At 57.8% G+C, this 23,710-nt stretch carries 16 protein-coding genes; 15 read left to right on the forward strand and 1 reads right to left on the reverse strand.

The window, feature by feature from the left end; genetic code table 11:
* Nucleotides 1-379, forward strand: a 379-nt coding sequence (locus tag VEZ38_RS05745) for an EAL domain-containing protein (RefSeq protein WP_324892385.1), incomplete at its 5' end; no start/stop codon positions are given.
* Nucleotides 380-442: 63 nt separating this feature from the next.
* On the opposite strand, the gene VEZ38_RS05750 is transcribed toward VEZ38_RS05745, so the two are convergent.
* On the reverse strand, nucleotides 443-1,825 hold the full coding sequence (locus tag VEZ38_RS05750) for an MATE family efflux transporter (RefSeq protein ID WP_324892386.1): 1,383 nt from the start codon (nucleotides 1,823-1,825) through the stop codon (nucleotides 443-445).
* Between the two features lie 247 nt (nucleotides 1,826-2,072).
* Between VEZ38_RS05750 and VEZ38_RS05755 the strand changes: the two genes are divergently transcribed.
* The 14 genes from VEZ38_RS05755 (at nucleotide 2,073) to VEZ38_RS05820 (ending at nucleotide 23,640) form a co-directional block, all read left to right on the forward strand.
* Nucleotides 2,073-2,978 (forward strand): AraC family transcriptional regulator, encoded by a 906-nt coding sequence (locus VEZ38_RS05755; protein WP_324892387.1) that lies wholly within the window; start codon nucleotides 2,073-2,075, stop codon nucleotides 2,976-2,978.
* A 241-nt stretch (nucleotides 2,979-3,219) separates the two neighbouring features.
* Nucleotides 3,220-4,947, forward strand: a complete 1,728-nt coding sequence (locus VEZ38_RS05760; RefSeq protein ID WP_324892388.1) for an extracellular solute-binding protein — start codon at nucleotides 3,220-3,222, stop codon at nucleotides 4,945-4,947.
* Between the two features lie 128 nt (nucleotides 4,948-5,075).
* Nucleotides 5,076-5,933, forward strand: a complete 858-nt coding sequence (locus VEZ38_RS05765; RefSeq protein ID WP_324892407.1) for an ABC transporter permease — start codon at nucleotides 5,076-5,078, stop codon at nucleotides 5,931-5,933.
* A gap of 18 nt (nucleotides 5,934-5,951) precedes the next feature.
* The gene (locus VEZ38_RS05770; protein WP_324892389.1) at nucleotides 5,952-6,836 is read left to right on the forward strand and encodes a carbohydrate ABC transporter permease; all 885 of its coding nucleotides are present in this window, start codon (nucleotides 5,952-5,954) and stop codon (nucleotides 6,834-6,836) included.
* An 18-nt stretch (nucleotides 6,837-6,854) separates the two neighbouring features.
* Complete coding sequence (locus VEZ38_RS05775; RefSeq protein ID WP_324892390.1) at nucleotides 6,855-7,964, forward strand: Gfo/Idh/MocA family oxidoreductase; 1,110 nt, start codon at nucleotides 6,855-6,857, stop codon at nucleotides 7,962-7,964.
* A 36-nt stretch (nucleotides 7,965-8,000) separates the two neighbouring features.
* Nucleotides 8,001-8,753: a sugar phosphate isomerase/epimerase gene (locus tag VEZ38_RS05780; RefSeq protein WP_324892391.1), complete on the forward strand. Its 753-nt coding sequence runs from the start codon at nucleotides 8,001-8,003 to the stop codon at nucleotides 8,751-8,753.
* Nucleotides 8,750-9,823, forward strand: a complete 1,074-nt coding sequence (locus VEZ38_RS05785; RefSeq protein WP_324892392.1) for an oxidoreductase — start codon at nucleotides 8,750-8,752, stop codon at nucleotides 9,821-9,823. Before VEZ38_RS05780 ends, VEZ38_RS05785 begins: the two co-directional genes overlap by 4 nt.
* 4 nt (nucleotides 9,824-9,827) lie before the next feature.
* Nucleotides 9,828-10,685 (forward strand): sugar phosphate isomerase/epimerase family protein, encoded by an 858-nt coding sequence (locus VEZ38_RS05790; RefSeq protein ID WP_324892393.1) that lies wholly within the window; start codon nucleotides 9,828-9,830, stop codon nucleotides 10,683-10,685.
* A 113-nt stretch (nucleotides 10,686-10,798) separates the two neighbouring features.
* Complete coding sequence (locus VEZ38_RS05795) at nucleotides 10,799-11,962, forward strand: DUF4317 domain-containing protein (protein ID WP_324892394.1); 1,164 nt, start codon at nucleotides 10,799-10,801, stop codon at nucleotides 11,960-11,962.
* A 117-nt stretch (nucleotides 11,963-12,079) separates the two neighbouring features.
* On the forward strand, nucleotides 12,080-13,408 hold the full coding sequence (locus VEZ38_RS05800; RefSeq protein WP_324892395.1) for an ABC transporter substrate-binding protein: 1,329 nt from the start codon (nucleotides 12,080-12,082) through the stop codon (nucleotides 13,406-13,408).
* Between the two features lie 78 nt (nucleotides 13,409-13,486).
* Nucleotides 13,487-14,371, forward strand: coding sequence for a sugar ABC transporter permease (locus VEZ38_RS05805; RefSeq protein ID WP_324892396.1), 885 nt, complete (start codon nucleotides 13,487-13,489; stop codon nucleotides 14,369-14,371).
* Nucleotides 14,372-14,383: 12 nt separating this feature from the next.
* A complete protein-coding gene (locus VEZ38_RS05810) occupies nucleotides 14,384-15,220 on the forward strand; it encodes a carbohydrate ABC transporter permease (protein WP_324892397.1) in 837 nt (278 codons plus the stop codon).
* 38 nt (nucleotides 15,221-15,258) lie between these two features.
* Nucleotides 15,259-18,177, forward strand: coding sequence for a glycoside hydrolase family 38 C-terminal domain-containing protein (locus VEZ38_RS05815; RefSeq protein ID WP_324892398.1), 2,919 nt, complete (start codon nucleotides 15,259-15,261; stop codon nucleotides 18,175-18,177).
* A gap of 177 nt (nucleotides 18,178-18,354) precedes the next feature.
* Entirely contained in the window at nucleotides 18,355-23,640 is a 5,286-nt protein-coding gene (locus tag VEZ38_RS05820) for a glycoside hydrolase family 38 C-terminal domain-containing protein (protein ID WP_324892399.1), read from the forward strand.
* The last annotated feature ends 70 nt before the right edge of the window (nucleotides 23,641-23,710 follow it).

A 23,710-nucleotide genomic window follows, 5' to 3' on the forward strand; every position in this document is an offset into this window, starting at 1 on the left:
CGTGGTCGCGGAGGATTACGGCTCGGCGGACGCGCTGCACGCGCTGCTCGAGCACGCGCTCAACGTCTTCGACCCGACGGTATCGATCGGCCGCAAGGCGTATGCGGTGACGGGCAGTTTAGGCGTCGCGATCTACCCGGATGCGATGTCCGGTTCGGAACGAAACCAAAACATCGTGAATACGATCGTCCAGTTGGCGCACCATTTAGGCTTGACCGTCGTCGCCGAAGGGGTGGAGACGAAGGAGCAGGCGGAGAAGCTGGTGGCATCCGATTGCGACATGGTGCAAGGGTACTATTATAGCAAGCCCGTTACCGGCAGCGAGGTGCTTCGCATCGCCTCCGCCGCCGAAACTTTGGAACAGCGCGCTTCCCTGTAAGGGAGGTGCGCTGTATTCATTGTACGACCAGCATGGGCGTTATCTCTAGGGTGAAAGTCCTTCTCAAACCTGGTGGACCTTTTTCCCGCCGGCATCGACAGAATCGACAAATCGCTTTCGTTCCCAACGACGAGAGCGCCATCGGTAGAATAAAATCGAGCCGCGCACCCACTCATCCAGGATATAGGCCAACCAAATCCCGTAAAGACCGAACCCGAGGCGTACGCCTAACCAATAGGAGAGAGGCACGGATATACACCACATGGAGAGCACGGATACGATCGACATGAAGCGAGTATCCCCTGCGGCTCGCAGCGCATGGCCGATAACAATGTTGAAGGTACGCCCGGGTTCGAGAACAAGACCCAGTAGGAGGAGCGAAGCGCCCAACTGTATGATGCTTTCGTCTTTGGTAAAGAGCGACAGGAAGCGCTCGCCCCAGATGCCAGAACAACCGGCGAGGACCAGGGCGATGCCGAGTCCGGCGTATAGGCTTCGAATTCCTTGTTTGTACGCCTTGTCGAGCAGTCCCGCGCCGATGAAGTGTCCGGTTAGGATTTGGGTGCCGCGACTGATGGCCATGAGAAAAATAAAGATATAAGACGTTATGTTTACCGTGTAAATCATGGTCGTCAGCATGGTGATGCCGAGCGCAGTGATAAACATAGTGGTAACGATTTGCGCTCCGACGTAGGAAAAATGCTCGCCGGCGGCAGGCAGTCCGATGCCTACGATTTTTTTCAAGTCCTCCCGGTTCCAAAAGACGAAGTGTCTCCAGTTTCGGAAGGATACGCCGATTTTATCGTGCAACAACCGGCAAGTAATCAAAAACCCGAGGCATTGACTAATAACGGTGGAAATCGATACGCCGACCACATCCAGCTTCGGAAACCCAAACGCGCCGAAGATGAACAAGTAATTTCCCGCGATATTTACTACATTCATAATGATATTAATGTACATTGATTGCTTGGTGTACCCATGAGCCTGGATGACGGCGGACATCGTCATCGTCATGGCTTGAATGCAAAGCGCAGAACCGGTAATGACAAGGTATGCATTCGCATCGTCGTACTGATTTGCATCCAACCGGAACCAGCCTAACAAAGCAGAACGATGCAAGATGACGATGGAGGACATCACGAGCCCGACTAAAAAAGAAATCGCGACGGAACTCGATACGATGCCGACGATTTCGTTTCGCTTGCCTGCGCCGAGATACTGGGCGACGACGATGGCCGAGCCGGCGGATAGGACGGAAAAGAACACGAAGGCAAAGAAAATGAACTGATTCGCGATCCCGACTGCCCCAACGGCTTCATCCGACACGAAGCTTAGCATGAGGGTATCCGCCGAGCGCATGAATGTGCTCAGAAATAACTCGATGAAGATCGGCCAGGAGATCCAGAAAAGCATGGCCCGTCTAGGGCGATGAATATTCAGCATGGAACGGATGCGGCCTCCTTCTAGGTGTCGGCGGGTTATTCTTATGATTATAGTGCCGTAACGAAGGAGGATCATCATAAAAAGCAACCTGTTTATTGCACGATTGCACACAAAAGGGTCGGATGGTTGAAGCGGGGGAGTTATCGGAAACTTTTATTTCCCAAGTTGTTAGACGGGGCCTTGTGTGTCACAATGAGGGCAAAGCACCCGTTTCGATTGCACGATTCCATTCCTGGAGGCACACGCGATGAACGGTATTTTAAGCGAAGCGTCGCTGTTGTTCGATGCTCCGCCCATCCCCTATATTGTGTCGTGCGGCAGAGGCTCTTTCGAGCCGGGCGAGCATCACCATGACCGCAGCGGCATCGGCGTGTTCGATCTTCTGATCATATACCAAGGGACACTGTTTATGGGGGAAAACGGAGATGAGTTTATGGTGCAGGCGGGACAACTGCTGATCCTACGACCGGATCTTCACCATTATGCGACGGCATGCTGCACGGAAAAGACGCTTTACTATTGGATACACTTCCAAACTTCGCGAAATTGGACAGAGACGAAAGAGGACTTTTCGAAAATACGGCTTCATCGGTTATACGGTCTCGAAAGAAAGCATCAACAGGACGAATTTACGCTTCATCATTATTTCATCCATATTCCGAAGCATTATCAGCTGCCCTATCCGGCGAATACCTATAACAAAATCGAACGGCTTCTCGCATTGGACAAGCAGTCTCCGACTTCCGCTCGCTGGGAACAGCAAACGATTTTCGAAGAACTACTTAAAGCCGTTCATCAGGAGCAAACCTTGTCGGAGAATCGCGCAGTCGTTCAATTGGCGGAACAAATCGCGACGTACCTGAGGCAAAATTATTCTGAACCTATAAGAAATGGCTTGCTCCGGGAAAGATTCCATTTCCACCCCAATTACCTTGCCCGTTGTATGAAGAAGGTGTTCGGCTGTACGCCGATGGAATATTTGCTCGTCTATCGGATGGAGAAGGCGAAACAGATGCTGCTCACGACGGTCTGGCCGGTGTCGCGTATTGCGGAAGAGACGGGTTTTAACCAAATTCCTTATTTTATTCGTCTATTTCACAAATACGAAGGGATTCCCCCTCAACAATATCGGAAGAAATTTATGAAACGGTGATCCGGAGGGTTGCCGTCGGACGAAGAAGAGATCAATATTTTCCCGTAAGTCGTCGTTAAGCCGCCCGATCCGCCCGGATCGGGCGGCTTTCCGTTCCGGCCGGAAATCATGGCCGGAGCAGCCAAACGAAAGATAAGGAACCTAAAGACATGGAAATATACATGCACCCTCCCCGGTTTTATACTGAAAGCGTAACCAAAGATCATAACAAGAAGCGGAAATAAAGGGAGGACTTAGAAACATGAGTAAAAACAAACGGTGGTCTGCGGCGCTTGCGGCGCTGCTGTGTTTCAGTCTCGTCGCGACGGCTTGCGGCGCCGGAGGCGGCGCGGAGCCTGCCCCCGCCGCCGGCGAGAAACCCGCGGCATCGAGCGACAGCGGCGCGGCGGGAACGCCGGAAGCGCCGGCGGCGGACGCGGGTCCGTACCTCGGCAAATACGATCCGCCGATCGAAATTTCGACGGTGCGCATCGTCGGGGAGCTGAAGTTCAAGGAAGGCGAGGACATCGACAACAACCAATGGACGCGCTCGCTGTCCGAGCGGCTCGGCATTAAGGTAAACAATCAATGGGTCGTCAAGAACGAGCAAGGCGCCGAGAAGATGAACGTCACGATCGCGTCGGGCGACCTGCCGGACTTCTACCAAGTCAACGCCACGCAGCTGCACCAGCTCGTGGAAGCCGGCCAAGTGATGGACATCACGGACATCTACGAGAAGCATGCTACGCCGCTTGTCAAAGGGTTTATGAACGACGCAACGAACGCGCTCGCGTCCGCGACGTTCGGCGGCAAGCTGATGGCGTTCCCGAGCCCCGGCTCGACGCTGGACGCGGCCCCGATTTTGTGGATTCGCAAAGATTGGCTCGACAAGCTCGGCCTGCCGGAGCCGAAGTCGATGGCCGACGTGCTGGCCACATCCGAAGCGTTCACGACGAAGGACCCCGACGGCAACGGGCAGAACGATACGTACGGACTCGCGCTGAGCAAAAACTTGTTCGGAACGAATGGCGGTTCCGGCGCTTACGGCGCGCTCGAAGGCTTCATGAACGGATATAACGCATACCCGCAGACGTGGGTGAAGACGGCGGACGGCACGCTCGGGTTCGGCAGCGTGCAGCCGGAGATGAAGACGGCGCTCGCCGCGCTCCAGACGTTGTTCAAGAACGGGCAGATCGATCGGGAATTCGGCGTCAAGGACGAAGCGAAGGCGGGCGAGCTGGCCGCTTCCGGCAAGGTCGGCATGACGTACGGCGCGATGTGGATTTCCCTCGACATGTTGAAGAACAGCAAGGCGAACGACCCGAACGCCGATTGGCAGGCGTACCCGCTCGTGAACGAGAGCGGCGGGATGGCGAACCCGCAAATCCCGTCGCTTGCCGTAGGTTCCTATTACGTCGTCAACAAAGACGCGAAGCACCCGGAAGCGCTCATCAAGATGCTTAACCTGTTCGCCGAGCTGCAGTTCGGCCCCGACACGCCGGCGGACGTCTGGCAGGCGCACTCGAAGGTCGACGGCATCGAGATTTGGCCGTACTACCCGTTCCTCGTCGGCCCGCCGAACAAAAATCTCGGCGTCCACAAGAACGTCGTCGCGGCGCTCGAGAAGAAGGATCCGTCGGGGCTCAACGCGGAGGAGACGGACGCGTACAACAACAGCTTGGCGATCGAAGAAGGCCGCGGCGACCCGAATGCTTGGGGATACGATAAGGTGTTCGGACGCAAGGGCTCTTATGAGGTCATTAAGCGTTACGTCGAAAACAATCTGCTCAAGCCCGGCGAGTTTTACGGCGTGAACACGCCGACGATGGCGGAGCGAAGCGAAACGCTCAGGAAGATGGAAGTCGAAACGGTCACGAAAATCATTCTCGGCGATCCGATCGACACGTTCGACAAGTTCGTAGCCGACTGGAAGAAGCTCGGAGGCGATCAGATCACGAAAGAGGTCAACGAGTGGTACACATCCAGATAACTTCGTAAATAAGGAAAAGACAGAATGCCGGGGTCCTTCCTCGGCATTCTGCGTTTCCGGGGAGGAGGGTTCCCGTGACAGCGACAAGCGCAAGCAAGAGACGTAAAATCCAATGGCCGCTGCATCTGATGATTTTACCGGCGCTGCTCCTAATTCTCGTGTACAGCTACGGTCCGATGTTCGGGCTCGTCATTGCGTTCCAAAAGTTTATTCCCGCACGAGGCCTCTTCGACTCGGCTTGGGTCGGCTGGGCGAATTTCGAATACGTCCTGGCGATGCCGGATTCGCTTCGCGTGCTGCGAAATACCGTGTTTATCGCCGTCATGAAGATGGTCGCGAATCTCGTCGTACCGATCACGATCGCGCTGCTCCTCAACGAGGTGCGCAAGGAAGCGTTCAAGCGAAGCTTCCAAACGTTGGTGTACTTGCCGCACTTTCTGTCGTGGATATTGCTCGGCGGCATTCTGATCAATGTGCTGTCCCCGTCTACGGGCATCGTCAATCAGTTCCTGGGTTTGTTCGGCGTCGAGCCGATCTATTTCCTCGGCGACCGGACTTGGTTCCCGTTCGTGCTCGTCGGCACCGACACGTGGAAAGAATTCGGGTACAACACGATCGTCTATTTGGCCGCCATTACGGGGATTAATCCGTCGCTGTACGAGGCGGCCATCGTCGACGGCGCGAACCGCTGGAAGCAGACGCTGCACATTACGCTGCCCGGCATGGCGCCGATTATCGTGCTGCTCGGCGTGCTGAGCCTCGGCAACGTGCTCAACGCCGGCTTCGATCAAGTATTCAACCTGTACAGCCCGCAGGTGTACGAGACGGGCGACATCATCGATACGTTCGTATACCGGCTCGGGCTCGTCGACGCGCAATATTCCGTCGCGACGGCGGTCGGCTTGTTTAAATCCGTCGTGTCGCTCGTCTTTATCTTGGTTTCTTACGTACTGGCGTATCGGCTGGCGAATTACCGCATTTTTTAAGGGGAGAGGTGGTACGTCGTGGTAGAACGCTACTCAATCAGCCGAAGACTGTTTGTCGGCTTTAATTATACGTTTCTTACGGTGTTATCCTTCCTGTGTTTGTTCCCGATCGTCCACGTGCTGGCCGTCTCCTTCAGCTCCAACGCGGCGGCGGCGGGGGGATTCGTCAAGCTGTGGCCGGTCGGGTTTACGACGGCCTCGTACGAGTACGTCTTAACGCGCGGCGAGTTTCTCGACGCGCTGCTCGTGACGCTGCAGCGCGTCGGCCTCGGCGTCTTCGTCAATATGTTCTTGACGATTCTAGTCGCGTACCCGCTGTCGAAGGAGGCGAGCGCATTCCGCTCCAGAACGGCGTACGCCTGGATCTTCGTCGTTACGATCCTGTTCAACGGAGGGCTCATTCCGGTCTATATGACCGTCAAATACACCGGCTTGCTCGATTCGATCTGGGCGCTCGTCTTGCCCGGAGCGGTGCCCGTCTTCAACATCATTCTTCTCCTGAACTTCTTCCGCAACTTGCCGAAGGAGATGGAGGAGGCGGCGTTCATGGACGGCGCGGGACAATGGACGACGATGTGGCGCATCTTCGTGCCGCTCTCGCTTCCGGCGCTGGCGACGATCACGCTGTTCGCGACGGTGAACCACTGGAATTCCTGGTTCGACGGGCTCATCTTCATGAACCGACCCGAGCACTATCCGCTGCAGAGCTACCTGCAGACCGTCGTCGTACAGCAGGACCTGTCGGATATCGCCTCGCAGGACCTCGACTTGCTCGCGGAGGTGAACGACCGCACGTTCAAGGCGGCGCAAATTTTCCTCGGCGCGCTGCCGATCCTCCTTGTGTATCCGTTCTTGCAGCGGTATTTCGTGAAGGGCATCGTACTCGGGAGCGTGAAGGAATAAGAGGGGGATGGCAACGTCTTGGAAAAGGTAAACATCGGCATCATCGGCTGCGGCGCGATCAGCGGCATCTATTTGGAAAACTGCGTCCGCGTCTTCGATATTCTGAACGTCGCCGCGGTCGCCGACGTCGTGCCGGAGGCGGCGCAGCGACGCGCCGCGGAATTCGGCGTTCCGAAGGCTTGCAGCGTGGAGGATCTGCTCGCCGACGACGCGATCGACATCGTCGTCAACCTGACGGCGCCGCAGGCGCACGCGGAAGTGAACTTGCAAATTTTGAACGCCGGGAAACACGTCTATACAGAAAAGCCGTTCGCGCTCTCCCGGGAAGACGCGGACCGCGTCCTGTCGCTCGCCCGGGAGAAGGGACTGCGCGTCGGCTCGGCGCCGGATACGTTCCTTGGCGGCGGGTTGCAGACATGCCGGAAGCTGATCGACGACGGCTGGATCGGGGAGCCGTACGCGGCGCACGGCTCGATCGTCATGGGCCACGCTTGGGACGGGATGCATCCGAACATGAGGGCGGTGCTGCGGCCGGGGTGGGACCCCTTGTTCGACATGGCGCCGTATTACTTTACCGCGATGATTCATCTGCTGGGGCCGATAACGGAGGCGACGGGGTTCGCGACCCGCATGCGGGAGCGCTGCACGGTAACGAACCCGAGAGCGCCAGGCTACGGGGAGACATATCCGGTAGAGGCTTACATGAACACGGCGGCGTCGCTGCGCTTCGCGTCCGGGGCGATCGCGACGATGCAAGCGGCGAAAGAAAGCTTCGGGTACTCGCCGCGGCTCGAGATTTACGGTACGGAAGGAACGCTGTACGCGCCTGACCCCAACAACTTCGACGGGGCTATTCGGATTTTGTTCCGCAGCGGCGAGACGAAGGAGATCCCGTACACGCACGGGTTCGCGGACAATCGCCGCGGCATCGGCGTCGCGGACCTGGCGCACGCGATCCGCTCCGGCCGGCCGCATCGGGCGAGCGGGGAGCTGGCGCGGCACGTGCTGGACGTAACGATCGGGATTTTGGAGAGCGCGGAGACGGGGCGCCGCGCAACGATGGGGACGTTCCCTATGAAACCGTTTCCGCTGCCGCTTGGGTTGAAGTATAATGTGCTGGACGACTGATGGACCATTTTCGATAGAAAGAGGGTTTGGAAACGAATGACGTTCGGAATCGGGCTGCAGCCTTGGACGATTCGCCGCGAGCTGGAGACGGATTTCTTCGGTTCGTTCGCTCGGGCGGCGGACATCGGCTTCGAAGGGGTGGAGGTCGGGCCGCCGCCGAGCGGGACGACGCCGGAGCAATTCAAGGCGCGCCTTGACGCCATGGGCCTCCGGGCGATCAGCATCCACACGGGCATCGACGCCTTGAAGAACGATCTGGATTCGCTGCTCGCCTATGCGGCGACGATGCAAGCGAAGTACCTCGTGTTATCTTATTACCGCTTCGAGTCGAGCCGGGAGGTAACGGAGGTCGCCGCGGCGCTCAACCGGATCGGAGAGCGGTGCCGCGAGCGAGGAGCGCAGCTGCTCTACCATAACCACGACTGGGAATACCTAAAGTTCGACGGCGTCTCGGCGTACGACCGGCTGCTCTCGGAGACGGATCCGTCGCTTGTGGGCATGGAGCTGGACGTCTATTGGACGGCGAAGGGCGGGGAGGATCCGCTGCGGTATTTGGCGGGGCTGAAGGGCCGCTGCCCGCTCGTGCATCTGAAGGATATGGAAGCGGGCGAGGAGCGGTTCTTCGCGGAGGTCGGGGAAGGCGTGCTGCCGATGGAGCGCATCATCGAGGCTGCCGGAGAGGCCGGCGCGGCGTGGCTCATCGTCGAGCAGGACGAGTGCCGCCGCTCTCCGTTCGACTGCATCGCGACGAGCCTTCAGAATTTGAAGGCGATGGGGGCGGGCCGATGACGGCGACGGCGAAAGTGTTGAACGTCGGACTGATCGGGTACGGCTTCGCCGGGCGGGCGTTCCATGCGCCGGTGATAGACGCCGTGCCGGAGCTGAAGCTGGCGAAGGTCGTGGAGCGCCGCAGCGAAGCATCCAAGGCGCGTTATCCGTGGGTTACGGTCGTTCGCGACGCGGGCGATTTGTTCTCGGATCCGGACATCGACCTCGTCGTCGTGGCGACGCCGAGCACGGACCACGTCACGTTCGCGCGGGAGGCGCTGCTCGCGGGCAAGCACGTCGTCGTAGAGAAGCCGTTCGTTCCGACCGCCGCGGAGGCGGATGCGTTAATCGAGCTTGCGAAGCGGCAGGGGTTAACGCTCAGCGTCTTCCAAAATCGCCGGTGGGACGGCGATTTCCTGACGATTCGGGAGCTGCTGCGGCAGGGGCGGCTCGGACAGCTCAAGGCGTGCGAGTTTCGGTGGGACGTCTTCTCCCCGAAGGCATCCGGCAATTGGCGCGACAGGGCGGGCCCGGGTACGGGCGTCTGGTACGATCTCGGCGTCCACTTCCTCGATCAGGCGCTCTGCTTGTTCGGCATGCCGGAGTCGATCCGGGGGGACATCGCGACGCAGCGGGACGGCTGCGGAGCGCCGGACACGTTCGAAGTCATGCTTCGGTACGCGGACGGACTCCAGGTGAAGCTGGGCTCGTCGCGCTTCGTCCGCATCGCGTCGCCGCGGTATGCGCTGCACGGCACGCTCGGCTCCTTCGTGAAGTACGGCGTCGATCCGCAGGAAGCGGCGCTCATCGAAGGGCGGACGCCGCGCGAGAGCGGCTGGGGCCGGGAGCCGGCCGACCGATACGGCAGGTTGAACGTCTCGGACGGCGACCTGCGCTTCGACGGCGTCATCGAGACGCTCCCGGGCAACTATGCGAATTTCTATCGGAACGTATACGAGCATATCGTCGGCGGCGCGGATTTGGCCGTGAAGCCGGAGGAAGCGCGCGATGCGGTGCGCCTCGTGGAGCTCGCGATGCGCAGCAGCGAGGAAGGCCGGACGATCCGCGTGAAAGACGAGTGGGAGGGATAGGGGCATGTTTCCGTTTCGCACAGCCCTGAACGCTTCCACGTTGTTCCCGTTCACGCGCGATCCGGAGCGCCATATCGCGATCGCCGGGGAAGCCGGCTACGAGGGCGTCGAGCTTTGGGTCGGGGATATTCAGTTGTACCTGTCTCGCGGGGGCTCGACGGAGCGGCTGCGGGCCGCGGCGGAGGAGGCGGGCGTCGAGCTTGTGAACGCCATCGCCTTCTTCCCGTGGGCGGACGCCGACGCGGACGTTCGCCTTCGCGGCCTGCGCCAGGCGGAGGAGGAGATGCGGCTGCTCGCGCAGCTGGGCTGCAAGGCCGTCGCGGCGCCGCCGTTCGGCGACGTGGCGACGATGACGGCGGAGCGGTTCGCGGATGCGTACGCGGCGCTCTGCGAGCTGGGACAGCGTCTTGGCGTTGAGCCGCTCCTTGAGTTCTGGGGCCGCGCGAAGCGGCTGGCGACGCTCCGGGAAGCGGTCGACGTATTGAACGTGTTGGAAACCCGCGGCGGAGAATCGGGGTTCGGCAGGAAGCTGCTGTTGGACCCGTTCCACATGTACACCGGCGGGAGCCCGTTCGAGTCGCTCGGCGAGCTGGACGGCCCGCGCATCGGCCTGTTCCACGTCAACGATTATCCGGCTTCGCCGCCCCGCGAGTCGATCGGCGACGACGCCCGCGTCTTCCCGGGGGAAGGCGTCGCGCCGACGAGCCGCATCGCCGAGCTGCTGTATGCCTCGGGCTACCGCGGGTATTTGTCGCTGGAGCTGTTTCGCGACAGCTACGGCGACCGGAACGCGGCGGAGGTCGCCGCTGACGGCCTTCGCGACGTGAAGCGGGCGTATGCCATCCGTCAGCCCGAACAATAACATACGCGTCGCGGTCCACCCCTTTTGCCTTTGTCGGCGGAGGGGTTTTTTCTATTTTCCGGATCGATTATACTAAGTAAGCTTATTCCATCATAGGAGCTGTCTATCGAAACATGAACAAGAAAGAAATCGCGCATATTCGCAAGCAGTTCAAGCTGGATCACGATTTGCTCAAGGTTTTCGACATGCTCAACGTATACATTATGAAAGAAAGCAACGAAATTTATCATGCCGAATGCCAGCCGTTCGCCTTGGTCGATCGGGAGAAGCAAGAGCTGTACATGAGCAATTTCAAGAAGCTGCTCACCGGCGAGCTGGGCCAGAAGCTGTACGAGTTAAAGTTCCAAGAGGATGCGGAAGAGCCGACGCGGGTGCTGCTCCACCAAGGGCTCGTGACCGGTCATACGGAAGATTGGCAAAACCTGATGCTGCTCTTAGTAGAGAAGATGCTGAAGGATACGAAGTACGAACGGGACACCGTGGTCACGTTCGTGCGCGGGGAATACTTCCGGCCGACGAGGGCGCGCAACGACGTAGCCGAGACGAGCGATCGGGACGAGATGTTCGCGCACCCGTTCATTCTGTGCAGCGTCAATTCGACGGAGCAGCAGAAGAAGACGCTGCAGTTCGATTACGTCGAGCGGGAGTTCAAGTACAACGTTATCGTCGATCCGATTATTAAGCTAAGCTCGCCCGAGCAGGGGTTCTTCTACCCGAGCGTGACCGACAACGCCTCCGACGTGAACCGCATCCTCTACTGTGCGGGGAAGGCGAACGAACCGAATCACCATTACATCGATCAGGTGCTGAATGCCGAGAAGACCGTCACGGCGCAGGAGGAGCGAAGCATTTTCGAGGATATCGTGAAGGAGGTCGCCGGAGAATCGCTCGACGCGGGGACGATCGCGCAGGTGTACGAGGAGATTCACCGGGTGATCGACACCCATCAGGAGGAAGAGCCTCCGATGCTGGATTTCAAGGAAGTCGAGCGCGTGCTGGCGGTCAGCGGCGTGGCGGATGTCACCTCGGAGAAGGTAGAGCGCGCGTTCCAGGCCGTCGTCGACGACAGAAACTACGAGCTGAAGGCGAGCAGCGTCATTCCGAAATTCAACTCGAAGTCGATTAAAATCGATACGAAGGTAGCGACGATCTCGGTCAGCCCGCAAGATTTAAGGTACGTGAAGCAGGTCGTCTACCAGGGGAAACGCTGCCTCTTGATCGAGGTCGACGAGGACGTCGCCATCGAAGGCTTTACGCTCGCGACGGAGACGTTGTAAACAAACAAAAAATACACACAAAAAACAATGACAGCCTGAATTCTTTCTTTTCCGACCTCCTGTATAGTTAGCTTTGCAAAGAGCACTTTGCAAAACTAATCTGCAGGGGGTATTTCCATGTCAAGAGGCAAATCCAAAGTCACCGCGCTCATGCTCGCGATTTTGTGCGCCGTTACGTTCACGCTGGCGGGCTGTTCGACGGGCGGGGACGCGCCGGCGAGCGGCAACGCTTCCGGATCCGGCGCGAAGGGCGCAGTGACCGAAATTACGTTCTGGCATCCGTTCGGCGGCGAAGTCGAAAAGAAGGCCATGGAAGAGAGCGTAAAGATGTTTAACGATTCGCATCCGAACATCAAGGTCAAGGCCGAATTCATCGGCGGCGGCGGCTCCGGCAACGGCATTACGGATAAGCTCACGGTCTCGATTAACGGCGGGAATCCCCCGGACATCGTGGCGTTCGACCGCTTTATGGTGCAGCAATGGGCCGACCAAGGGCTGTTCGAGGATCTTACGGCCAATGCCGAGGTCCAGGGGGTCACGGCGGATCAGTTCTACGATTTTGCCTGGCAGGAAGCTTCGATGGACGGTAATTTGTATGCGCTTCCATTCACGACGGACGACCGTGCGCTTTTCTACAATAAAAAGCTGTTCCGCGAAGCCGGTCTCGATCCGGAAAATCCGCCGAAGACGATTGCCGAGCTGGACGCGGCGGCCGAGAAGTTGACGAAAAAGCAGGGCAACCGCTACGACGTACTTGGTTTCGTACCGTGGATGGGTCAAGGCGGCGTGCTGACTTGGGGTTGGGCGTTCGGCGGCAAGTACCAGGATCCTGCTTCCGGTAAAATTACGGCTAACGACCCGAGCAACGTAGAGGCGCTCGAATGGATGGCCGGGTACGCCAAGAAGTATGAAATTCAAGCGGTGAGCGACTTCGCGACGGCTGTCGGCGGCGACATCAATCCTTTCGCAGCGGGCAAGGTTGCCATGATGGTCGGCGGGTCGTGGGAGATCGGTCAATTTAACACGGTCGAAGGTCTTGACTACGGCGTAACGCCGCTGCCGTCTCCGACGGGTACGGATTTCAAAACGTGGGCGGGCGGTTGGTCCTTCATCATTCCGAAAGGCGCGAAAAACAAGGATGCCGCCTTCGAATTCGGGAAGTTCATGTCTATGGAAGACGGCGCGAGAAACTATGCGGAGAAAACCGGCTGGTTCGTCTGTCAGAAGGAAATGAACGCCGAACTCTCTTGGGTGAAGAGCGAGCCGCGCTATCAAGTGTTCGTGGATATGTTCCCGAGCGCCAATGCGCGACCGATCATTACCAAAGGTCAGTTCTTCTTCGATCAGTTGAACGCCGCACAGGAGAGCGCGCTGCACGGCAAGGGCGATCCCAAGGCGCTTCTTGACGACGTGACGAACAAAACGAACGCGGAGCTCGGATTGTAGGGTTCAATTCCGGAATGAAAGAAGCAACGGGCGGAGATGAGAATCGCCGCCCGTTTGCTTATAAGGAGATGTGGAGGTATGGAACGTACAAGAAGCAGGGATTGGTACGGTTGGGTGTTCGCGTCGCCTTGGCTGTTAGGGATCGCGATTTTTTATTTCTATCCGCTGCTTTCGTCTTTTTATTACAGTTTTACGGAGTTTAACGGATTTACCGTTACCAAATTCGTAGGCCTCAAAAATTTCGTCGAATTACTCCAAGACGAACTGTTCTGGATGTCCGTGCGCAACACGTTTTATTATGCCTTGCTGGCGGTACCTACCGGATTGGTGCTCGGCCTCTTTCTCGCCATTATGCTGAATATCAAATCGAGATTTCAGGGCATCTACCGAGTCATCTACTTCATCCCGACGCTTGTTCCGATCGTCGCCTGCGGCGTGATATGGCAATGGCTGCTCAACGCGCAGTTCGGCGTCGTTAACTACTTGCTATACGAGATCGGGATTCCTCAGCCGAGCTGGTTCAGCAGCGAAGCGTGGGCCATGCCGTCCATCGCATTGATCGCGCAATGGTGCGTCGGGTCTGGCGTCATCGTGTTCCTCGCGGGCCTGCAGGACATTCCCGGCGATTACTACGAGGCCGCTACGATCGACGGCGGCGGTCGCATGCACAAGTTTTGGCATATCACCTTGCCGCTTATGTCGCCGGTCATTTTGTACCATATCGTTCTTGCGCTGATCGGCGCGCTGCAGCAGTTCGTTCTCCCTTTTATCATCACCGGCGGTACCGGCGCTCCGGCCAATTCGCTGCTCTTTTATAACATGCTGCTTTACCGAAACGCCTTTGCGTATTTCCAGATGGGTCACGCCAACGCGATGGCTTGGCTGATGTTCGTCGCCGTCATGGCGCTGACGATTCTCATCAATTGGAGTTCCAAACGGTGGGTTCATTACATGGGGGATTAGGAGGGCGCGCGCATGATTCAAACTCAAAATAAAGGTTGGGAGAAACTCGGCGCTCACGCCATTCTACTGTTGTTCAGCGTATTCTTTATCGTTCCGTTCTTCATCTTGGTCTCCACCTCGTTGAAAACGCAGCCCGAAACGTTCATCTATCCGATTAAATGGCTGCCGGAGAACTGGTATTACCAGAATTACCTCGATGTGTTCACGGTGATTCCTTTTTTTCGCTACTTCTTGAATACGACGTTCATTACCGTCTTGAACGTGGTCGGCGTATTGTTCAGTTGCCCCCTTGCCGCCTATGCGCTCGCGAGGCTGCAGTGGAAGGGGCGCGAATTCATTTTCTACGTTACGTTGGCCGTCATGATGATGCCGTATGCGGTAACGATGGTGCCCGTCTATATGATTTTCGCCAATGCCGGCATGATCGGCACGTATTGGCCGCTCATTCTGCCGGCGTTCTTCGGCTCGCCCTTCTATATTTTTTTGCTGCGCCAGTTTTTCAAAGGTTTGCCGAAGGAACTGGAGGATGCGGCCCGCGTCGACGGATGCAACGAGTTTCGAATATACGTGAACATTTTCCTGCCGCTGACGATTCCGGCGTTGCTGACGATCGTGATCTTCCAGGTCATCAACTCGTGGAACGACTTCATGGGTCCGCTGCTTTACCTGCAGGAGTCCGGCATGTATACGCTGCAGATCGGTCTGCAGCAGTTCAAATTTTCGCACGGAACCGACTGGCCGGCGCTGATGGCGGCATCGGTGCTTGTATCGCTTCCTGTGATTCTGTTGTTCTTCTTTGCGCAGAAGCGGTTTCTCGAAGGCATCACGTTCAGCGGCATTAAAGGCTAAGCGGACGTGAAAAGATCGAAAGGAAACGGAGATAAGCCATGAACACGAACACGATCCCCGCATTACTGGCATCCCTGAAGAAGCCGTTGCCGAAGAAATACGGAATGTGGGAGCTGACCGGCCAAGACCGTCATTATTATTGGCTGTCCCGCGGCGTCGCCCAGGCGGAATACGCGTACGCAATTTCGCAGCTTCGCGGGCATCGATTCGACGAAGCGATTCTCGATGCGCTGCACGCGATGGGCGGCGCTGTACGCGAAGAGGGGTTCGTGACGAAGAGCGCCGTGCTGGAGGCCGAGCGCAGGCTCGCGCCGGTCGCCGAAGAAGCGAAGGCGCTTACGGTGCTTTTCGTCGGTCACGCGCACATCGACATGAACTGGGAGTGGGGCTGGGACGAGACGGTGTCGGTTACGCTCGATACGTTCGAGACCGTGCTGAAGCTGATGCGCGAATACCCGGCGTTCAAGTTCTCCCAGTCTCAGGCAGCAATCTACCGCATTGTCGAGCAATACGACCCCGACATGTTAGCCGAAATCCGCAGCCGCGTACAGGAGGGTCGATGGGAAGTATCGGCGTCCACCTGGGTGGAAGCGGACAAAAATATGCCGAACACCGAAAGCCATGCGAGGCAAATGATATATGCCAAGGGGTACTTATCCCGCACGCTCGGCATCGATCCGGATACCCTCAACCTGGATTTCGAGCCCGACACGTTCGGTCATCCCCTCCATACGCCCGAAATTCTGACTGCCGGCGGCGTGAAGTATTATTACCACTGCCGCGGCTTCAACGGTCCGTCGCTGTATCGATGGAAGGCTCCGTCCGGCCGTTCCGTGATCGCTTATCGCGAACCGATGTGGTACAACGACAACGTGGAGCCGTATTTTGCGGCGTTCGTGCCAGCCTTGTGCCGGGAGTACGGTATGCGTACGTTTCTCAAAGTGTTCGGTGTCGGCGATCACGGCGGCGGACCGACGCGGCGGGATTTGGAGCGCATTCTAGATATGCAGACGTGGCCGATTTTCCCGGAACTGCGCTTCGGGAAGTACGCCGATTTTTTCGCTGCCGCGGAATCGTCTTCCGCGGAGCTTCCGGAGGTCACGGGGGAGTTGAATTTCGTTGCGCCGGGCTGCTACACAACGCAGACGCGAATTAAGGTCGCGAACCGGACGTCCGAAAATGCGTTGAACGAAGCCGAGCTGTTCAGCGCGACGGCAACGCTTGCGTTCGGCAGCCGCTATCCTCGGGATGTCTTTGAAACGAGCTGGCGCGACGTGTTATTCGCTCAATTCCATGATATTTTGCCAGGCTCGGGCGTCGTCGAAACCCGAGAGCATGCCATGGGCAAGTTCCAGGAGACGATGGCTGCCGTCAATACGCGCAAGAAGCGAACGCTCGCGGACATTGCGGGTCGAATCGATACGTCAAAGCTGCCCGTACAGCGCGGAGACTGGAGGGAATCGACGTCGGAGGGGGCTGGAGCCGGCCACGGCGCGAGTGCGTTCCGGGTTACGGCGCCCGAAAGCGCGGCGAGCCACGATCGGATCATCCATCTGTTCAACTCGTCCCTTCTGGACCGGGAGGAGACGACGGAGGTGCTGCTCTGGGATTGGACCGGCGACCACCACCGAATTGTAGTGAAGGACGCGGACGGGAACGCGGTTCCGCATCAGGTGCTGGATTACGGTACGCATCGCTATTGGAGCCATCATTACTCCAGATTGCTGATTCAGGCGAAAGTGCCGGCATGCGGTTATCAAACCTATGTCATTTCCGAAAGCGAACATTTCGAGTCGGCGGGCACGGTGTCGAATTTGCCGCGAACGTCCGAGCACGAATACCGGTTTACCTTGGAAAACGAAAGGCTCAAGGTCGCATTCGATCCTGTGAACGGCGCGATCCGTTCGCTGATCGATAAGCGAACCGGCATGGAGCACATTGACCCGAACCGGTTTGGCGGCGGCTTCCGGTTTATCGAGGAGGATATCCACGGCGGAAGCGCCTGGGACGTGGGACGATACATGGCGGTGCGGCCGCTCGACGCCCGCGCGAGACTAAGGATGCTGGCGCACAAGCAGGAGCGCGAGTTCGATAAGATGTTCGGCACGATTCGGTTGACGGGGATGCCGGAGGGACACGGAGCGCTTCGGCAGTCGCTCAGCTATGAGGTCGATTTCGGATCGTCGAAGCTGAAAGCGCTGATATCGCTCGACAGGGGCAGCTCCGCGCTGCGCTACGAAGTGGAATGCGATTGGCACGAGCGGGGCTCTGCAGCGGATCGGCGCGTTCCGCAGCTGAACTTCCACTTGCCGCTGAACTATCGCTGCGCCTCCTATAAGTATGACGTCCCGGCAGGCGTTATCGAACGCAGAAGCATGAATATGGACGCGCCGGGGAACAGCTTCGTCCAGGCCGTCCGCGAAGACGGAGCCGGCGGGTCGGCGATGCTCGTGACTCGCTCCGGGTACGGCTTCCGCGGCTTCGACGACGCGATCTCAGCTACCCTCATCCGCAGCTCGTTCGATCCGGATCCCGATCCGGAGCTCGGGAACGTTCGCCTAGGCTTTGCGATCGTCATCGACGATGCCGACTCCAACCGTGACGCATTAGCTCGCGCCTATCATTTCAACCACCCGTTCAGCCTCGTGTCGGGCGCCGTACGCCAAGGAGATCTGCCGGCTTCGCACAGCTTCTTCCGGTTATTGCAAGGCAATGTCGCCGTCTCGGCGGTCAAGTTGGCGGAGAACGGGGATCGACTCATCCTTCGTGTCTATGAGACCGAAGGCGGGAGCGCTGCGAACGTCACGATTCAGCTGCCGCGAACGCCGAAGCGGGCGGGTTTCGCCGATATTCAAGAACGCCTGCTGGGGACGGACACAGAAGTTGTCGTGCAAGGCGACTGCATCCGATTTACAGTCGAGGCGAACCGGCTGGTCACCGTCGCCTTGGAATTTTAAACAGAAACGTACCCGGAATGGAGGCGGATTCCCGTCTCTTCCCGGTTTGCGGGATCCAGTACATGCGGCCTTTTGCGCGTAAACCGTACTTAAGCAGATAAGGGAGGGAGTTAATAAATCAGCGGCTGCATTTGATATAGATATTCGGCCACAAGCATACTAAGGAGTTGAAGATGGATGCTCAAGCGCTTGACCAAGGCTGTCGCCGCGCTGTCGGCGGCGGCTACGTTCTGGGTAGGGAGCGTCGGTACTGCGATGGCGTACGACAAGTCGTACGAAGCTTTCGCGATCGGCAACGCCCATATCGACACGGCTTGGAAATGGACGATTACGACCACGATCGAGCCGAATTCGAACCCGGCAACGCCGTATCTGTACACGACATGGAACAATCAGCTGAATCTGATCGACAGCAACCCCGGCTACAAATTCAACGGCTCTTCGGCCCAACACTTCGCTTGGATCAAGGAATATTGGCCGCAGATGTTCGCGGACATTCAGAGCAAGGTAGCCGACGGAAGCTGGATTCCGGCCGGAGGCGCCTGGGTCGAGCACGAGACGATGATGGCGTCCGGGGAGAGCCTTGCACGCTCCTACTTGCTCGGACAGAAATTTTTCCGCGACAACTTTAATAAGACAGTCGATCACGCCTTTTTGCCTGACTCGTTCGGATTCTCATGGATCATGCCGCAAATTTTGAAAAATTCCGGTATGGACTCGATCATGGTGACGCGGATGACGACCCATAACGACGATCTATCCCGGTGGAGAGGCGTCGACGGAACGGAGATTACAATGTTTCGTCCGTTATGGATGTACCCGAACGGCGGGAATTTCAACAATGGCGTCAATACAACCAATAAAGAGGGATTAAAGAGCCGCTATAATTCTGTCATTACGTTCCCCGCAGGTCTCGGAACGGGGATTGCCAAGGGAATGTATCTGCTTGGCGCGGGAGACTCAGGGGGCGGCCCCAATCAAGATCAAATCACGATGACGAACGACCTCAGCCAGAACGACCCGGATACGCCGGTCGTTACCTACCGTTCGGTTAGCGATTACTACAACGCGCTTTCGCAGTCGCAACGGGACAACTTGCCGTTACACGACAAGGAACTGCTGCTGAAGTCGACGCATGGCACGTTCACCAGCCAATCGGCAGTCAAAAAGTACAACCGCAAATCGGAAGTGCTCCTTGAAGAAGCCGAGAAGCTAAGCACCGCCGCCATGTGGCTTGGCGGAGCCGACTATCCGTCGGACACGCTCGATTTCGCTTGGAAGAAAAAGCTCGTTAACGATTTCCATGATATCCTGCCCGGCACGAACACGCGCGACGCGACCGAGGAAGCGTGGAACAACTACGAGATCGCGCTGAATCTCACGCAAGGGATCGTGGACAACGCGCTCGCCGTCATCGCCGACCGCGCCGACACGTCGGGAGCCGGCGCGCCGATCGTCGTCTATAACCCGCTTTCGTTCGCCCGCAGCGACGTCGTCGATGTGACGGTTACGTTCCCGTCCGTATCCGACAATTATGTCCGCGTCTACGACCCGAACGGGAACGAGATCCCGTCTCAAGCGGTCAAGAAGGGGAACGGCTTCCAAGTCGTGTTCATCGCGAACGACGTTCCTTCGCTAGGGCACGCCGTATACCGCGTCGTGCCGTCTTCGACGCAGCCGACCTACAATACGGGGCTTTCCTCCGGCGGGAATACGATGAACAACAACAAATACACGGTCGAAATCAATCCGGCGACCGGCAACATCAAGCGCATCTACGATAAGCAGCATGCGAAAGAAGTGCTGTACCCGAATTCGGAAGTCGAATTGCAGCGACTCGACGAATGGGATCAATCGTGGGATGTCACGTACGCCCAAATTTCCGGCACGCCGACGAAGATGAACGCGGCCGTCACGCCGGAACTGATCGAGAGCGGACCGGTGCGCAACGTATACCGGATCACGAAGTCGATCGACAAATCGACGTATACGCAGGATATCGTCCTCTATTCGACTCTCGATCGCATCGATATGCCGACGACGGTGGATTGGCACGAACAGATGAAGATGCTGAAGGTCGCATTCCACTTGAGCGACGCAGCAAAAGATCCTTACACGACGTACGACCTTTCGTACGGCGCCGTACAACGCGGCGTTAATAGCATCCCAGAGTGGCACTGGAACGACCAGGACGATCGGCACGAGCCGTCTACGTACGAACCTATCAAATACGAGGTTCCTGGGCATAAATGGGCGGACGTGTCCAATGCTTCCCAAAATTTCGGCGTCAGCATCCTGAACGACAGCAAATACGGCTGGGATAAACCGAACGACAATACGATTCGTCTCTCTCTGCTGCGATCGGCTCGCGATCTGGACGTCGTCCAGGATGAAGGACTGCATACATTCACTTATTCCCTGTACAGTCATTCAGGGGACTGGAAGTCGGCGAATACGCCGCAGCAAGCGTACTCGCTCAACGCTCCGCTGCTTGCGATGCAGACGTCGCCGCATAGCGGCACGCTCGGCAAATCGTACAGCTTCGTCTCCGTAAACCAACCGAACGTGCTCATCACGGCGGTGAAAAAGAAGGAGAATTCGAATGACGTTATCATCCGTCTGGCCGAGACGCAAGGCGCGGCTTCGACGAACGTCGACGTCACGTTCAACGGCTCTCTGTCCGTATCGAACGTAGCGGAAACGAACTTTTTGGAAGACGACAAATCGCCGAATACGATTGCTCATTCCGGCAATACCGTATCGACGACGCTCGGCAAGTATCAGGTCAAGACGTTCCGCGCCAGCGTGTCGTCGGCACTGTTCGTTAACACGAATCCGGTGTCGACGCCGATCGATCTCGCGTCGAACAACGCCTTTAATCACGACGGACTCAGCACGGACGTGAGCATGAACGACGGAGCGATGGACGGCAGCAACTCCTACAACGGCAGTTTAATTCCGGCATCGTTCAAGGTCGACAGCGTCGCCTTCGAGCGCGGATCGATCGCGAACGGCTCGAACAACGTGATTCTGGCGAACGGGCAAGCCGTTACCCTAGGCGTCGGCGGCACGTACGACTACTTGTACTTCCTCGCGTCAACCGCCGGAGGCGGCGGCTCGCAGCACGGCACGTTCACGGTAAATTACTCCGGCGGCGGTTCCGCCTCGAAGTATTTCCATGTGCCGGATTGGACCGAGCGGATCGGCGGATTCGGCGTGGAAACCGTACCGGATCGTATCGCGCTCGTGTTGTCGCACAGCCATCAGCAAGACACCGGCAACGGGCACGACAATATCAACAAGACCAACTTCATTTATATGTACCGCATCCCGTTGGATTCGGGGAAGACGCCGCAGTCCGTCACGCTGCCGAACACCGGCAACCGGATGAAAATTCTCGCGATGACGGCAGTGAAGAACAGCGCGAACAGCAATACGGTCGTCGACGATCAGGCGCCTTCGCAAGTAACGGGCTTATCGGCCAGCGTCGCGAACGGCAATACGTATAACGGCGATGTGACGCTCAGTTGGAACGCGTCGACCGACGATATCGGCGTGAAGCGATATGTCGTCTACCGCGATACGCAGCCGAATTTCGCGCCGAACTACCGCAATAAGGTGGGAGAGACGACCGCCGCCTCGTTCGTCGACTCGGTCGTCGGTCATGCGACTTACTATTACAAAGTCGCAGCGGAAGACAACGACAACGCCGGCGCATTTTCTAACGAGGTTTCGGTAACCGCCGGGCCATCGCTGAATCTGCCTTTCAACGTCGACGGCTTCTCGTATTACACGGCTTCCACGGATGGATCCGGATTTGATTCCTACGCGATCTATATGGCGGACGGTTTGCATCCGTCCAAAGCGGTCGTAAGGTACGGAGACACGAAATATAAATTAAGCAGCTTGAATAACGGTCAGAATAACTTGTTCCGACCGGATTCGGCCACGGACCTTACCCTGGATGCGGCAACCCCGCTGACGTCGGTCAAGCTGATGGCAGCGGCGACGGGCGGGGACCAATCGTTGACCGTAACGGTGAAATACAGCGACCAGACATCTACCCAGCAGTCGTATACGATTCGGGATTGGTGCGCGACGCCATTAGGCACGATCGTTCTCGACAGAAGATACCGCTATCATGTGAGCGGCGGGGGCAAAGACAACTTCGCCGAATCGAACGGAGGGTCCGGCGGGTGCAAATTCTACCAATATGAGCTTTCGCCGGATTCGGGCAAGGCGGCAACCGCGATCAACATTTCCGGTAATAGCAACGTGCGCATTGCGGCAGTTGCGGTCAAGGCGACGGGCTCGCAATCGGGCGGGGGCAATCCGGGGTCGGAAGACGTCCAAGTGTCCTTGAGCGGCGTGGTCAATCAGGACGGGTTCAGCTCGGACGGCAATCGGTACGACGGGGACTTCGATCTGGAGGACGCACCGTCCAAGACGACGTACCCGACGGAAGGGCTCGCCGATCCTCTGACGTATAACGGTACGACCTACGATTTCATTAATTTAGCCGACGGCGCCGGCAACAACGCGGTCGCGGGCAGTTCCTCCACCGGCGTGAACATTGCGTTCTCGTCGCAGGAACAGGGCGTGTACTCCGCCATCAAATTCCTGGGCGCTGCTACGTACGGTACGCAATCGGCCGTCCAGTTCCTCATCAACTACAGCGATTCGACCTTCTCGACGCAATCCGTTACGGTGCGGGATTGGTGCACGACGCCGGCGTCGACGGATGTTGTCGTAAAGAGTTACGACCACCGTCATCATGAAGGAGCGGATCAAGCGATGAGCGCAACCGGCTGCCACATTTACGAATACACCCTGCATCCGACGCCGGGCAAGACGGTTACTGGCGTTACCCTGCCTTCGAACGGGTCGGTGCACGTCATCGCGATGACGCTGAAGAAGCAGGTGCAGGTCGACCTGAGGGCGCATTTCGACGAGGATGCATTCAGTTCGGAAGCCGTGAAGAACGACGGCGACCTCGACGGCTACGGCTCGACGTACCCTTACGAGATAATGACCAGCTTGACGCCGACGTACGATTCCGGCGTCAAATACAGCTATGGGCCGATGGCCGACGGGAGCAACAACTCGGTACGCGTGAACGGCGAACTGCTGCAGTTGGAAGCTCCGAACAAGTACTCGGAGGTGTACATCCTCGGCGCAGGCACGAACGGCTCGCAGTCGGGTACGTTGACGTTCCATTACAGCGATTCGACGACCGGCACCGCGACACTCAGCTTTAACGACTGGTGCACGAATCCGTCCGGCGACGAAGTCGAATCGTTCGCGCATCGTCACTTCGGCAATGCGGATCAGCAAATGTCGACCGGCTGTTACATTTACGAAAAATCGTTTCCAGTCGACGCGAACAAAACGTTAACCGGCATTACGTTGCCCGCCATGTCGAACAACAACCTGCACGTGTACGCCGTCACCCTCGTTCCGTAAGCTTGACACTAGCAAATCTATGCTACGAACTGAACCATCGCGGGGTCGCCTCGGCGGCCCCGGATGGGCA

Origin of the sequence: Paenibacillus sp., from assembly GCF_035645235.1 — a bacterium.
Taxonomy (GTDB): domain Bacteria; phylum Bacillota; class Bacilli; order Paenibacillales; family YIM-B00363; genus Paenibacillus_AE.

Coding starts and splice junctions, on each gene's coding strand:
- VEZ38_RS05750 (WP_324892386.1), bottom strand. CDS start 1,825: ATGCTGAATATTCATCGCCCTAGACGGGCCATGCTTTTCTGGATCTCC.
- VEZ38_RS05755 (WP_324892387.1), top strand. CDS start 2,073: ATGAACGGTATTTTAAGCGAAGCGTCGCTGTTGTTCGATGCTCCGCCC.
- VEZ38_RS05760 (WP_324892388.1), top strand. CDS start 3,220: ATGAGTAAAAACAAACGGTGGTCTGCGGCGCTTGCGGCGCTGCTGTGT.
- VEZ38_RS05765 (WP_324892407.1), top strand. CDS start 5,076: ATGATTTTACCGGCGCTGCTCCTAATTCTCGTGTACAGCTACGGTCCG.
- VEZ38_RS05780 (WP_324892391.1), top strand. CDS start 8,001: ATGACGTTCGGAATCGGGCTGCAGCCTTGGACGATTCGCCGCGAGCTG.
- VEZ38_RS05785 (WP_324892392.1), top strand. CDS start 8,750: ATGACGGCGACGGCGAAAGTGTTGAACGTCGGACTGATCGGGTACGGC.
- VEZ38_RS05790 (WP_324892393.1), top strand. CDS start 9,828: ATGTTTCCGTTTCGCACAGCCCTGAACGCTTCCACGTTGTTCCCGTTC.
- VEZ38_RS05795 (WP_324892394.1), top strand. CDS start 10,799: ATGAACAAGAAAGAAATCGCGCATATTCGCAAGCAGTTCAAGCTGGAT.
- VEZ38_RS05800 (WP_324892395.1), top strand. CDS start 12,080: ATGTCAAGAGGCAAATCCAAAGTCACCGCGCTCATGCTCGCGATTTTG.
- VEZ38_RS05805 (WP_324892396.1), top strand. CDS start 13,487: ATGGAACGTACAAGAAGCAGGGATTGGTACGGTTGGGTGTTCGCGTCG.
- VEZ38_RS05810 (WP_324892397.1), top strand. CDS start 14,384: ATGATTCAAACTCAAAATAAAGGTTGGGAGAAACTCGGCGCTCACGCC.
- VEZ38_RS05815 (WP_324892398.1), top strand. CDS start 15,259: ATGAACACGAACACGATCCCCGCATTACTGGCATCCCTGAAGAAGCCG.
- VEZ38_RS05820 (WP_324892399.1), top strand. CDS start 18,355: ATGCTCAAGCGCTTGACCAAGGCTGTCGCCGCGCTGTCGGCGGCGGCT.